The 12295-nt window shown below is 72.5% G+C and carries 15 protein-coding genes; 3 read left to right on the top strand and 12 right to left on the bottom strand.

Translation table 11 applies throughout. The features are described from left to right. Window positions 1-10 precede the first annotated feature (10 nt). The 3 genes from UW392_RS04840 to UW392_RS04830 are packed head-to-tail and all read right to left on the bottom strand — an operon-like array spanning window position 11 to window position 2023. Window positions 11-373, bottom strand: a complete 363-nt coding sequence (locus UW392_RS04840) for a hypothetical protein (protein ID WP_320773600.1) — start codon at window positions 371-373, stop codon at window positions 11-13. A 10-nt stretch (window positions 374-383) separates the two neighbouring features. Further along, complete coding sequence (locus UW392_RS04835; RefSeq protein WP_320773599.1) at window positions 384-1037, bottom strand: TetR/AcrR family transcriptional regulator; 654 nt, start codon at window positions 1035-1037, stop codon at window positions 384-386. Between the two features lie 47 nt (window positions 1038-1084). Next, window positions 1085-2023 (bottom strand): diiron oxygenase, encoded by a 939-nt coding sequence (locus UW392_RS04830; RefSeq protein ID WP_320773598.1) that lies wholly within the window; start codon window positions 2021-2023, stop codon window positions 1085-1087. Window positions 2024-2251: 228 nt separating this feature from the next. On the opposite strand from UW392_RS04830, the gene UW392_RS04825 reads away from it, so the two are divergent. Further along, window positions 2252-2848, top strand: coding sequence for a Uma2 family endonuclease (locus tag UW392_RS04825; protein ID WP_320773597.1), 597 nt, complete (start codon window positions 2252-2254; stop codon window positions 2846-2848). A gap of 84 nt (window positions 2849-2932) precedes the next feature. Here UW392_RS04825 and UW392_RS04820 read toward each other — a convergent pair whose 3' ends face one another. From UW392_RS04820 to UW392_RS04805, 4 genes are all read right to left on the bottom strand, one after another. Beyond that, window positions 2933-4390: a penicillin-binding transpeptidase domain-containing protein gene (locus UW392_RS04820; RefSeq protein WP_320773596.1), complete on the bottom strand. Its 1458-nt coding sequence runs from the start codon at window positions 4388-4390 to the stop codon at window positions 2933-2935. After that, window positions 4387-5784, bottom strand: coding sequence for an FtsW/RodA/SpoVE family cell cycle protein (locus UW392_RS04815; protein WP_320773595.1), 1398 nt, complete (start codon window positions 5782-5784; stop codon window positions 4387-4389). The genes UW392_RS04820 and UW392_RS04815 overlap by 4 nt, the downstream gene beginning before the upstream one ends. Before the next feature lie 23 nt (window positions 5785-5807). Beyond that, entirely contained in the window at window positions 5808-6305 is a 498-nt protein-coding gene (locus UW392_RS04810) for an SH3 domain-containing protein (RefSeq protein ID WP_320773594.1), read from the bottom strand. Window positions 6306-6460: 155 nt separating this feature from the next. After that, on the bottom strand, window positions 6461-6967 hold the full coding sequence (locus UW392_RS04805; protein WP_320773593.1) for a dual specificity protein phosphatase family protein: 507 nt from the start codon (window positions 6965-6967) through the stop codon (window positions 6461-6463). A 120-nt stretch (window positions 6968-7087) separates the two neighbouring features. Here UW392_RS04805 and UW392_RS04800 point away from each other — a divergent pair, with 120 nt between their 5' ends. Next, on the top strand, window positions 7088-7891 hold the full coding sequence (locus UW392_RS04800; protein WP_320773592.1) for a nuclease-related domain-containing protein: 804 nt from the start codon (window positions 7088-7090) through the stop codon (window positions 7889-7891). 36 nt (window positions 7892-7927) lie between these two features. Here UW392_RS04800 and ligD read toward each other — a convergent pair whose 3' ends face one another. Next, complete coding sequence (gene ligD, locus UW392_RS04795) at window positions 7928-8818, bottom strand: non-homologous end-joining DNA ligase (RefSeq protein ID WP_320773591.1); 891 nt, start codon at window positions 8816-8818, stop codon at window positions 7928-7930. 51 nt (window positions 8819-8869) lie between these two features. On the opposite strand from ligD, the gene UW392_RS04790 reads away from it, so the two are divergent. Continuing rightward, a complete protein-coding gene (locus UW392_RS04790; protein WP_320773590.1) occupies window positions 8870-9919 on the top strand; it encodes a Ku protein in 1050 nt (349 codons plus the stop codon). A 22-nt stretch (window positions 9920-9941) separates the two neighbouring features. Here UW392_RS04790 and UW392_RS04785 read toward each other — a convergent pair whose 3' ends face one another. From UW392_RS04785 to UW392_RS04770, 4 genes are all read right to left on the bottom strand, one after another. Beyond that, window positions 9942-10415, bottom strand: coding sequence for a hypothetical protein (locus tag UW392_RS04785; RefSeq protein ID WP_320773589.1), 474 nt, complete (start codon window positions 10413-10415; stop codon window positions 9942-9944). 102 nt (window positions 10416-10517) lie between these two features. After that, on the bottom strand, window positions 10518-11291 hold the full coding sequence (locus UW392_RS04780; RefSeq protein WP_320773588.1) for a DUF4142 domain-containing protein: 774 nt from the start codon (window positions 11289-11291) through the stop codon (window positions 10518-10520). A gap of 69 nt (window positions 11292-11360) precedes the next feature. Further along, the gene (locus tag UW392_RS04775) at window positions 11361-11768 is read right to left on the bottom strand and encodes a hypothetical protein (protein ID WP_320773587.1); all 408 of its coding nucleotides are present in this window, start codon (window positions 11766-11768) and stop codon (window positions 11361-11363) included. Between the two features lie 65 nt (window positions 11769-11833). Then, window positions 11834-12247 carry a MerR family transcriptional regulator gene (locus UW392_RS04770; protein ID WP_320773586.1) on the bottom strand — a complete coding sequence of 138 codons (414 nt, stop codon included), beginning with the start codon at window positions 12245-12247 and terminating at the stop codon, window positions 11834-11836. Window positions 12248-12295: the final 48 nt, after the last annotated feature.

Genomic DNA, 12295 nt, shown 5'->3' with positions numbered 1-12295 from the left:
CGCAACCCGGTCACCCGTGGGCGTCGTCCGGCTTGCCGCCCGGCGTGGCGCCTGGCGTGGCGTCCGGCGCGGCGCCGGGTGCCGTCCCCGGACGCGTTCCCGGCCGCGTCCCCGGCTTCGACCAGGGCCACCGGGGCCCGGTGCGGCGGGGGACGCCGTCGGGGGCGTACACGTACTTCCAGCGCGCGAAGGCGATCCGCGGGCCGCCGCCGCGCGGTGCCCGCCGGTAGACGAGCACGGTGGGCGGGCCGCCCTCCGGGGCGGGGACGGGGATGCGGTACGTCTTCGGCGGGTGCCCGGTCATCCCCACCAGGACCGGCAGCACCCGGCCGTCCATGGGCCCGCCCTCGAAGGGAGTGTCTTCGCTCTTCACGGCACCAGTGTCAGACATCCTCCGCGAGCGTCTCGACCACCGCCGAGGTCTGCGGGTCGCGCTGCGCGGTGACCGACAGTACGGCGACGAACTGCTCCACGAGCCAGTCGCGCAGTTCCTCGACGGGCGGGTCCTTCTCCTCGTCGAGCCAGATCAGCGAGGCGGCCTCCACCGCCGTGATCCACATCCGTACGGTCATCCGCAGCCGGGGGCCGGGGTCCGTCACACCGAGGTGGCTCATGATGTGCTCGGCGGCGGCCCGCCGGACGCCGTCCACTATGGCCGTCGTACGGGAGGTCTCCACGACGCTGCCGCCGCGCAGCAGCGCGCTGAAGCCGGTGTCGTGCTCGTCGACGAAGGCGAGGTAGCGGTCGAGGGCGCGGGTGAGCCGGTGCAGCAGCGGGCCCTCGCGGGGTTCGTCGAAGCAGAGGCGCAGTTCGTCGGCGGCCGAGCGGAGGGCGGCCTCGTAGAGCTGCTGCTTGCCGCCGGGGAAGTACCGGTACACGAGCGGGCGGGAGACCCCGGCCTGCTCCGCCACGTCGTCGAGGGAGATCTCCTCCGGTGGCCGGTGCGCGAAGAGGGTGAGCGCGGCGTCGAGGAGCTGGCCGCGACGCTCCTCGACGCTGAGCCTGCGGTAGGCGGGGGTGGGAGCCTGCGGGGTCATGACCCGCAGGGTAACCGCCCCCGCGGTCCCGCGGGCCGGTGATCGGCTCAGGCCAGCAGACCGGATGACTTCCACAGCCGCCGCCCGGCGCCGCGCAGCACCCCGATGTCGTCCAGGAAGTCGGTCAGGCGCTTCGCGCCGGTCTGCATGATCTCCTTGCGGTGGCCGCTGGCCTTGACCTGGGCGAGCGCCTGGCGCCTGTCCAGCCCGACGTTCGTGTAGACCTCGGGGTTGACGAAGGCGACGGAGAAGACCCGGGCGAACTCCCCGGAGGTGATGCGGGTGAACTCCTGCGACCACTTCGGGGCCGTCACCATCTGGCGGCGCAGCTCCTCACGGGCGTACCGGACGTGCCGGGCCTCCTCCACGACGTGGATGCGCGTGACCCCCCGGATCAGCGGCTGGACGCGCTCGTCGGGGAAGGTCAGCCGCTGCATCCAGTCCAGGACCTCCTCACCGAGCAGGGTCGCGGTGAACGACCCCGGCGTGGTCGAGATGGTCTTGAAGAGCCGCCCGAGGTGCTGGTGGACCGGGCTCACCGGGTACCACGGGGTGCCGCCGCGGGATATCAGCCGGGCGAACATCTTCGAGTGCCGGCACTCGTCCTCGATCTCGGTCAGCGCGTACCGCACGTGCGCGCTGGTCGCCGACTTGTCGTAGATGTGCCGCACCAGCAGCTGCATCAGGATCAGCTCGAACCAGATGCCGAGCGAGGCGAGCGCCGCGGCCTCGTGCTGGGAGAGCAGGACGCGCTGCTCCTCGCTCATCCGCTTCCACAGCGGGGTGTCGTACAGCGACACCAGCTCCGGCGGCCAGAACCACTTGCCCTCCTCGAAGGGCGCGTCCCAGTCCAGCTCCTTGTCCGGGTCGAACGAGTGCTTGGCGGAAGAGTCGAGCAGCCGTTCGGCCACCTGCTCCCGGTCCTTGAGCAGGCCGAGCGCGTCGCGCAGCCCGTCGAGCGCGTCGGCTTCCGTCAGGGTCGTCATGGTGGTCCACCTCGGGAGTTCGGGACAGTTCGTGTTACCCGCAGTTACTCCCTCTTATGAGACTGCTCGTCAGCAAGCGCGTCAATCCCTTGGGCGTCACTTATTGACCGCGAGTAAAGAAGAGGGCCGTCAAGGGCACGGGGCGAGATCGCTCGAAGGGGGGCGGTGTCGGTAAATGTCGTGGGTACGCTGACCACGTCAGCGAGACTCCGGCACATGGGAGCGATCATGAGCGCCGCACGCGACTACGGGCTGGGCGACGACTACCAGTGGCCCCGTCCGCCGGAGGGCGGCTGGACGGCGGACGACCTCGACGAGCTTCCCAACCTGCCTCCGCATACGGAGCTGATCGACGGGAGTCTTGTCTTCGTGAGTCCGCAGACCAATTTCCACGCACTCGCCATCCGCCTGCTGGACAACGCCCTGCTCGCCCAGGCGCCGGAGGGGCTGAAGGTCATGCCGCAGATGACCGTGAGGCTGGACGGGCGCAACCGGCCCGAACCTGATGTTCTCGTGTTCCAGGCCGATGCCTACCAGGGCCCGGGGCAGACCTGGTACGGGCCGGAGGACGTCGTGATCGCCGTCGAGGTCGTGTCCAAGGAGTCGGAAGCGCGCGACCGCGAGGTCAAGCCCCGCAAATACGCCCAGGCGAAGATCCCGCACTACTGGCGCGTCGAGCAGAACGACGGCCTGCCCGTCGTCTACGCCTACGAACTCGACCCCGCGACCAAGAGCTACGGCCTGCTCGGCATCTTCCACAACCGCCTCAAGCTCACCGTCCCTTTCCCCGTCGACATCGACCTCACCGCGATCGACCGCCGCTGAGCGTCAGACCGAGCACCCCAGCCCGTCCGGCACGTCGAGAGCCTTCCCTGAGCACTTCGCCCTTCGAGGAAACAGCGAGCGGGCTCACCCCTTCAGTACCGCCTCCATCACCGCCCGCGCCACCGGCGCCGCCAGCCCGCCCCCGCTGACCTCCCCGTGGTCCGCCGCCGTCCCCTCCACCACCGCCGCGACCGCCACCCGCGGCTCCAGGTCGCCCTCGTCCTGCGCCCAGGACACGAACCACGCGTACGGCGTCCCGGAGTTCCCCACGCCGTGCTGGGCCGTCCCCGTCTTGCCGCCCACGATCGCGCCGCGGATCGCCGCGTTCCCGCCCGTGCCGTCCTCCACCACCCCCGTCATCAGCCGCTTCAGCCAGACGGCCGTCGACGGCCGCATCGCCTGCCGCGCCGGCCGCGACCCGGCCGCCGACACGATCCCGCCGCCCGCCCGCGTCGTCCGCTCCACCAGGTACGGCGTCCGCACCTGCCCCCCGTTGGCGACCGCCGCCGCCACCATCGCCATCTGCAACGGCGTCGCCCGCGTGTTGTACTGCCCGATCGCCGACAGCCCGAGCTGCGCCCGGTCCACCGACCGGTCGAAGGTGGACCGCGCCACCGAGAAGGGGACGCGCAGCTCGTCGTCGTTGAAGCCGAACGCCTCGGCCGTCCCGGCCAGCGCGCTCACCCCCACGTCGACACCGAGCTTGGCGAACACCGTGTTGCAGGACAGTTCGAACGCCGACCGCAGCGACGCGTCCGCGCACCCCGCCACCTCGTTCGTCAGCCGCGTCCGCGTCCCCGGCAGGGTGTACGGGTCGGGGGAGCGGGTCGCCGCGTCCGGGTCCCGGACCACCCCCGCGTCCAGCGCCGCCGCCGCGGTCACCACCTTGAACGTCGACCCCGGCGGATAGGTCCGCCGCACCGCCCGGTTGAGCATCGGCCGGTCCGGGTCGTCGTTCAGCCGCTCCCAGGTGCGCAGCGCCGCCCGCCCGTTCCCCGACAGCTCCCCGGGGTCGTACGACGGCGTCGACACCATCGCCAGCACCCGCCCGGTGGCGGGCTCGACCGCGGCCACCGCGCCCTTGCGCCGCCCCAGTCCCTCGTACGCCGCCTTCTGCGCCCCCGCGTGGAGGGTGGTGACGACGTGGCCGCCCGGATTGCGCGCCCCCGTCACGTCGTTCCACAGCGGCAGCGGCGCCAGCACCGGGTCGGCACCGGACAGCACCCCGTCCTCGACATGTTCGAGGAGCGTCGTCCCGTACTCCTGCGAGGCGAACCCCGTGACCGGCGCGTACACCGGCCCGTCCCGGTACGTCCGCTCGAACCGGAGGTGCTCCCCGGTGTCCCGGGACCCGGTGACCGGCTTCCCGCCGACCAGGATGTCCCCGCGCGGCTGCTGGTACCGCGCGATGTCGGGCCGCCGGTTGCCGGGACTGCCGTCGTACTCCGGCGCCCGTACGACCTGCACCCGCGCGGCGTTCACCAGCAGCGCCACCAGCAGCAGCGCGCAGAAGAAGGCGGCGTGCCGGATGTTCCGTGTCATGGGTGTGCAGCCTGTCCACGGTCCGGTGTCTCCGGCGCCTGTCGGCGCGCGGAGTCGCTCAGCCGGATCAGCAGCGCGACGATCGCCCAGTTGGTGACCACCGAGGAGCCGCCCTGCGCGAGGAACGGCATCGCCATCCCGGTCAGCGGGATCAGCCCGGTCACCCCGCCCGCGATCACGAACACCTGGAGCGCCAGCAGTGAGGCGAGCCCCACCGCCAGCAGCCGCCCGAACGGGTCGCGCAGCGCGAGGCCCGCCCGGAAGCCGCGCTCCACCAGCAGCCCGTACAGCAGGATGATCGCCGTCAGCCCGACGAAGCCCAGCTCCTCCCCGGCCGTGGCCAGGATGAAGTCCGACTTGGTGGCGAAGCCGATGAGGACGGAGTGGCCGAGCCCGAGCCCCGTACCGGTCACCCCGCCGGCGCCGAACGCGAACAGCGACTGCGCGAGCTGGTTCGGCCCGTCCCCGGCCTCGATCGACGCGAACGGGTGCAGCCAGTCCTCGACCCGGCTGTGCACGTGCGGCTCAAGCCAGCCCACGGCGACCGCGCCGAGCGCCGCCAGCAGCAGGCCGACGGCGATCCAGCCGGTGCGGCCGGTGGCGACGTAGAGCAGGACGACGAAGAGGCCGAAGAAGAGGAGGGAGGTCCCGAGGTCCCGCTCCAGGACGAGCACGCCCACACTCACCAGCCACACCGCGACGATCGGCCCGAGCACCCGGCCGGTCGGCAGCTGGAGCCGCCAGACCCGCCGCCCCGCGTACGCCAGCGCGCTGCGGTTCGCCGCCAGGTACGCCGCGAAGAACACCGCGAGCAGCACCTTCGCGAACTCGCCCGGCTGGATGGAGAACCCGGCGATCCGGATCCAGATCCGGGCGCCGTTCACCGCGGGGAACAGGATCGGCAGCGTCAGCAGCACGAGCGCGGCGGCCACGCACACATAGGTGTACCGCTGGAGCATCCGGTGGTCGCGCAGGACCAGCACGATCAGGATGAACAGCGTGACGCCGAGGGCGGACCACACGAGCTGGGTGGGGGCCGCGACGTCGCCCGGCGTCTCCAGGTCCAGCCGGTAGATCAGCACCGCGCCCAGGCCGTTGAGCAGCACCCCGATCGGCAGCGGCAGCGGATCGGCGTACGGGGCGCGCAGCCGTACCGCGAGGTGCGCGAGGAGCGCGAGGACACCGAGCCCGGCGCCGTAACCGGCGGCGCCGGGCGGGAGGGTGCCGTGCTGGGCCAGGCCCACGTTGCAGTAGCCGAACACCGACAGCAGGACGGCCAGCACGATCAGGGCGAGTTCGATGCCGCGGCGCCGGGGGAGGCGGGCGACGGGTGCGGGCGCGTCCGCCGCCGCCACGGTGAATCCGGTTCCGGTACCGGGTCCGGCCTTGGTCATGTCCGGAACCTAGTCGGCATGCATCAGCACCAGCGCGGCGACGGGCCGACGTTGTCGATGTAACGCGCGGCGCCCCAGGCCCAGGTGCCGTCCGTCAGCAGGTACCAGATCGGGTTGTGCTTGACCTTCTCGCCCGCGGTCTTGCAGTAGATGCTGACGGTCTCGCCGCGGTGGGCGTAGCGGATGATCTCGGAGCCGCGGTTCGGGGCGCTGCGCAGCGCGAGCCGGTCCGCCGTGACGATGCCGCGGTAACGGCCCTGCTCGTGGTGACCGCCGCCGTGGCCGTCACCGTGACCGCCGCCGTGGTCTCCGCCGCGGGGGCCGCCGGCCTCGCCCCAGGTGTCGCTGCCGGTCTCGCCCTGGAAGCTGCTCTGGCCCGGGTCGTCGCTCCACTCGTCGCTCGCCGCCGTGGCGGCGGCGGGCGTGACGGCGGCAGCGGCGGCGAGCGCGCCGGCGGCGGCCGTTATGGCCAGCCGGGCGGTGAGGCGGCGGGCGGGGCGCGGGTGCGGGTTCCGGGACATGGACGACCTCCAGGGGACGCGGGCCAAAGGTGACTAATCGCCACATTAAGAGCGTCCAGGAGGGCGCGCCCGTCGCACTGCGCCATCGGGAGACGGGCGCGCGGCCCCGGCACCGGCACCGGCAGAGACCCCCGTACCGGCCTCGGAGCGAGGAGCTACTCGGCGAGTTCCTCCAGCAGCCGCACGGTCGGCAGCCCGGCCCGCAGGTACTCCACGAACAGCTCGTTGTGCAGCGCCCACGGCGACCGCCGGGACCGGATCAGCCGGATCGCCTCCTCGGCCGTGCACCCCCGCTGCACCAGCGCGTGGGCGACGACCAGACCGGAGCGGTTGTACCCGGAGTAGCAGCGCACCAGCACGCGGCGGTCCGCTTCCAGCGCCGCGCACGCCGACTCCGCGAGCCGCATCACGCCCGCCAGCTGCGTCCCGTCCAGCGGCCCGTCGGGGATCGGCCACACCTGGTGCTCCACCCCCGGCGCCGGCCCGTGTCCGGGCAGCCGCAGCAGCGTCTGCACGAGGTCGAACTCGTCCTCCACCGAGGCGAACGCCACCTGCCCGGGACCCGTGCGGTACTCGTGCCCGCCCATCCACAGACCGGGCACGATCTCGCTCCACGGAGTGTCCGGAGCCGGTACGTCGGGCTGCTTCCCCCGCGTGCGCAACGGTGCCTCCCCGCCTCACGTCCGGCGGGCCAGCCCCGCGGGCGCAACTCCCCCTAAAGGTAACCGGGTTCTTGCCTCTGGAGCACCCCGCCTGCTCCCATGGTCCAGGGGTGATGGTGCATGAACCGACTGCGCGTCATACCGGCCCGGCGGCACGGCCAGGAACGGCTCTACGTCTGCCTCGCCGACGGCCGGAACATCGCCTGGTACGACCGCGAGGCGGCCCGGGTCAACCTGCTCAGCGACGACCGCAGAAGCGACGTCCTCGACATCCTCGGGCCCTTCCTCACCGGCCCGGTGACGATCGGCCCGCCCCCCGTCCCCACCCCCGCCGAACTGGCCCGTCTCTCCCTCCACCCCGACGACGACCTCGCCCCCAACCGTCCCGGCGAGTCCCTCCTCGTCGCCCTCGACCGCGACCCCGGCCCGGCCCGCCGGCTGCGCCCCGACCCCCGGCGCCGCGCGCTCACCGCCGAGCTGGTGACGGGGGAGGCCCTCGACGCGCTCGACGGGGCGGGCTGGCACACCCTGCACTCCGTCCCGCTGCCCGGCGGCGACCGCATCCACCACCTGCTGATCGGCCCCGGCGGCCTCTACGCCGTCCACGCGCTGTACGCCCGCAGGTCCCGGGTCCGCGTCGCCGACCCGCTGGTCGCCCTCGGCCGGCACGAGCCGCGGCCGGTGCTGCGCCGGGTGCGGGCCGACGCCGACCGCGCGTCCTACGCGCTGACCGCGGAGGTGCGGCCCGTACTGGCACTGGTGGCGCCGTCCGGCGTCACGGTCACCGCGGCGCCCCGCGACGTCCGCGTGCTGACCGACGCGGAGCTGCCGGAGCTGGCCCGGCAGGGCGGCGTACTGAAACCGGCGGACGTGGAGGGACTGCACGCGATGGCACGGGACCGGACGACGTGGGATCTGCTGTAGGCCCCTCCCGGCATCCTTCCCGGCGGAGCGGCTGATTCAGGGCAGCGTGCCCGCCGCCCCGCGGTCGAAGAGGGGGGCCAGCAGATCCCCGTGCCCGGCGAGGCGCGGCGGCACGTCGGCGGGCGAGAAGAACAGGTCGCTCTCCTTACGGCACCCCGCCACCTCCTCCCACGTCACCGGCGTGGACACACCGGGCCGGGTGCGGGCACGCACGGTGTAGGGGGCCGCCGTCGTCTTCCTGGCGGCGTTCTGGCTCCAGTCCACGAACACCTTCCCCGGCCGCAGACTCCGGGTCATCCGGTGCACGACCAGCTCGGGCATGGCCCGCTCGGCCTCCACGGCCAGTGCCTTCGCGTACTCCGAGACCCGCTCGGAGGACGACCCGCGCACTCCGGCGAGCAGGTGCAGCCCCTTGGCGCCCGACGTCTTGGCGTGCACCTCGATCCCGTCCCCGGCGAGGCGCTCGCGCAGCCACAGGGCGACCTCGCAGCAGTGCGCGACGGTCGCGGGCGGCCCGGGGTCGAGGTCGAGGACGAGCCGGTCCGCCTCCTCGGGCGAGGCGGCGACCCACTGGTGCGTATGGAACTCGGCCACCAGGTTGGCCGCCCACATCAGACTCGGCAGGTCCTGCACGAGCACCATCCGGGCCGGCCCCTCCGACCGGGGCACCTCGGCGGTGGTGACCCAGTCGGGCGTACCCGGCGGCACGTTCTTGGCGAAGAAGACCTGCCCGTCCGGCCCGTCCGGGTACCGCAGGAACGACACCGGACGGTCCCGCAGGTGCGGCAGCAGGGCGCCGGCGACGGTCGCGTAGTAGTGCAGCAGCTCGGCCTTGGTGAAGCCGGTCGCGGGATACAGCACCTTCTCCAGGTTGCTGAGGGCCACCCGCCGCCCCTCCACCTCTGTCACCTCTTTACTGGGCGCCATACGATGAGAATCTCACGAAAACGGTACAAAGATGGCGGAGAGGTGCGGAACGTGCGATCCATCTGGAACGGCGCCATATCCTTCGGCTTGGTCAGCATTCCGATCAAGCTCATGAACGCGACCGAGAACCACTCGATCTCCTTCCGCCAGATCCACACGGAGGACGGCGGCCGCATCCGCTACCGCAAGGTCTGCGAGCTGGAGGACCGCGAGGTCACCTCGGCGGAGATCGGCAAGGGGTACGAGGACGCGGACGGCACGATCGTCCCGATCACCGACGAGGACCTGTCCGCCCTGCCGATCCCGACCGCGCGGACGATCGAGATCGTGGCCTTCGTGCCGGCCGACCGCATCGATCCGCTCCAGATGGGTTCCGCGTACTACCTCGCCGCGAGCGGCGCCCCGGCGGCGAAGCCGTACACGCTGCTGCGCGAGGCGCTCAAGCGGAGCAACCGGGTCGCCATCGCGAAGTACGCGCTGCGCGGCCGGGAGCGGCTCGGCATGCTGCGCGTGGTGGACGACGCGATCGCCATGCACGGCCTGCTCTGGCCGGACGAGGTGCGCGCACCCGAGGGTGTCGCCCCGGAGACGGACGTCACTGTCCGCGACAAGGAACTGGACCTGGCGGACGCCCTCATGGACACGCTCGGCGAGATCGAGCTGACCGACCTGCACGACGAGTACCGGGAGGCGGTGGAGGAGGTCATCGCGGCGAAGGCGACGGGCGAGGCCCCGCCGGAGACCCCGCGCCAGGCGCCCGCCGGAAAGGTACTGGACCTGATGGCGGCCCTGGAGAACAGCGTGCGGGCGGCGAAGGAGTCGCGGGGGGAGGCGGCGGAGGACGGGGAGAACGCGGAACACGCGGAGGTCAGGGAGTTGCCGAAGCGGAAGGGGACGACGGCGGCGGCGAAGAAGTCACCGGGGGGCGCGAAGGGCGCGAAGAAGCCGACGGCGTCCAGGAAACCGGCGGCCAGGACGGACGACAGGACCGACAAGTCCGGGAAGAAGACGGCCGCGAAGAAGTCCGCGTCCAAGAAGGCCGCACCCGCCAAGAAGACGGCACCCGCCAAGAAGGCGGCGTCGGGCAGGCGCAGCGCCTGACGCCCCCCCCGTACCCGGTGGCTCAGCCGACCGTCACGGAGGTGGCCCCGGCCGTGACCTGCGCCGGGGACGGCGGCACCACGGCCGACGGCGAGGGCGGGGCGGCCGTGGGCAGTTCCACGGGCGCCTCCACCCGCTCGACGGTGGTGGCGTCCGGGTCACCGGCCGGAGAGCCGGTCCCCGTGCCGAGCCGCGACCAGACGGTCAGGGCGAGGACGACGGCCGCGGCGGTGGCGAAGACGCGTACGGCACGGCGGACCCGGGCCCGCCGGTCCAGTTCGTGCCAGGACGGTTCGGGCGCCGGGTCGTCCGGGAGCCACAGCTCACCCACGGCGTCGGACGTGGCGGGGGAGCGCGCCGGGAGCGCGGGCGTCCGCTCCCGCGCCGACGGCTCCCGGGGCGCGGAAGCCCGTATGGCGTCCTCGCTGTCCGTGAGGAACTTCTCCCACACCTCGTCCGGCGTGCCGCTGCCGCCCGCCGCCCCGGAACCGCTCACGATCTGCACTCTCCCGTCCGTGGACGGCGATCATCGCACGATGCGGGAAAAGGGCGCCAATGTATGACACCGCTGTGCGGCGGCCCTGGGACGGGAAGGGGGTCAGCCGGCGGTGGTGGAGGCGGCGGTCGGCGCGGCGGTGGCCGAGACGGACGGCGCCGGCCCGCCGGTCTTCACATCCAGGTCGGGGCGGGGCGTGAGGACGGCGGTGGGCTCCCCGGGCCCCGGCGGGGGCGGCGTGACCCGGTCGTTGGGCAGCTTCGCCGGGGCGGTCTGCTTGAAACTGACGTCGCCGAAGCCGACCAGGCCGGTCTTCTCCAGGACGGTCATGTGGTCGAGGACGGTGTCGTTGGCGAGGTCGGCCAGTTCGCGCACCATCGTGTTGCGGGTGGTGGCCCGGATGTTGGCGATGACCGGGAAGATCTGCCCGTGGGTGACGCGCATGATGGTGACGGCGGTCGCGTCGAAGTCAGCGCCCTTCTTGGCCGCCACCGTCGCGACGAACTCCTGCTGCTGCGGGCTGGCCTTGTTGGGCAGGGTGATGCCCATCTCGGTCGAGATCTTGCGGCACTCGGCGTCGAGCCCGGCGTGCCCGACGACGAGGTGCTCGCCGGCCTCCTTCATCGCCTTGGAGGTCCCGCGCTCCATGGCCAGCTCACCCAGCGGGTACTCCCACAGCCCGGCGGCCCGCACCTTGACCACGAAGTCGCGGTCGGCCTCGGTGAGCGGCCCGTAGGGCGTGCTGGCCACGAGCCGGTCCTGCCCGCCGTCCTTCTTCTGCAGCCCGACCATCGAGGGAAAGGCGAGAGCGGTGAGGGTCAGGCTCAGCACGCCGAACAGGACGACGACGCCGATCCTGCTGCGGGTCATGCGCATGGGGGCCTCCGGGGCGGGACGGACGGATGCACGGCTGTCACGCCAGGGAGTACGGATGAGGCGGCCGATTCAATCAAGAGAGGGGGACCGTCTGTCCGGTTGCGGTTGCCGCCGGCCCCTGAGGGCCAGCCGGAAGTCGAGGTAGGCCAGCCCGACGACGAGCACGGGCACGATCGAGGACAGCAGGACGACCCGTGGCGTCCCGTCGGTGAACCCGGCCACCAGCCCGACGAGGAGCGCGCTGCCGGCGAAACCGAAGAGCTGCCGGTACGAGGCGAACCCGCCCAGCACGGACGCGGTCCGCGCGGTGTCGCTCTCGTCCTCGTCGGAGAAGGCGGCCCGCACGGGATGCCGGTCACCCTCGGCCCGCGCCCGCCACCAGGCGAAGAACAGCCGGGCGAGGACGTAGAGGGCGAGGACACCGATGAGGATCCACCACTCGGCGGGGCTGTCGGGATGGGAGCGGGCGAGTGTCATGAGCACCGCGTGCCCGGCACCCCGGGGAACAGCCGCTTCCGGTTGGCTGACCTTTGGCCGGCCGCCTACGACGGCGAGGGCCGCGAGTCCTCCAGCCGCTCCCGCAGCGTCCCGGCGAACTCCTCGGCCATGGCGAGCCGCGACCGCAACTTCTCGCAGCGGGCGTCGGCCTGCTCACGGTAGGAGTCGAGCCGCCGCCGCAGCCGCTCCAGCTCGTCCCCGGCGGGCGGATCGTCCACGTCCCCCAGCCGATCGGTGATCTCAAGAAGATCCCGCATCTCCTCCAGGGAGAAATCCAGCGGCTTCATGCGACGGATCACCATCAACCGCTCGACATCGTCCTCGGTGTAGAGCCGGAACCCCCCTTTGCTGCGGGCGGAGGGACTGACGAGGCCGACGTCCTCGTAGTGGCGCATGGTGCGCAGCGAGAGACCGGTCCGCTCGGCCACTTCGCCGATCTGCATGTGCCGCTCACTCATGGCCGCGCTCTCACTCCAGTCACGCTCGCGGAAACTCTACTCTCACGT

Source organism: Streptomyces sp. CRN 30 (assembly GCF_034105845.1).
Note: the sequence above shows the minus strand (reverse complement) of the source record. Positions and strands in the feature narration are given on the sequence as shown.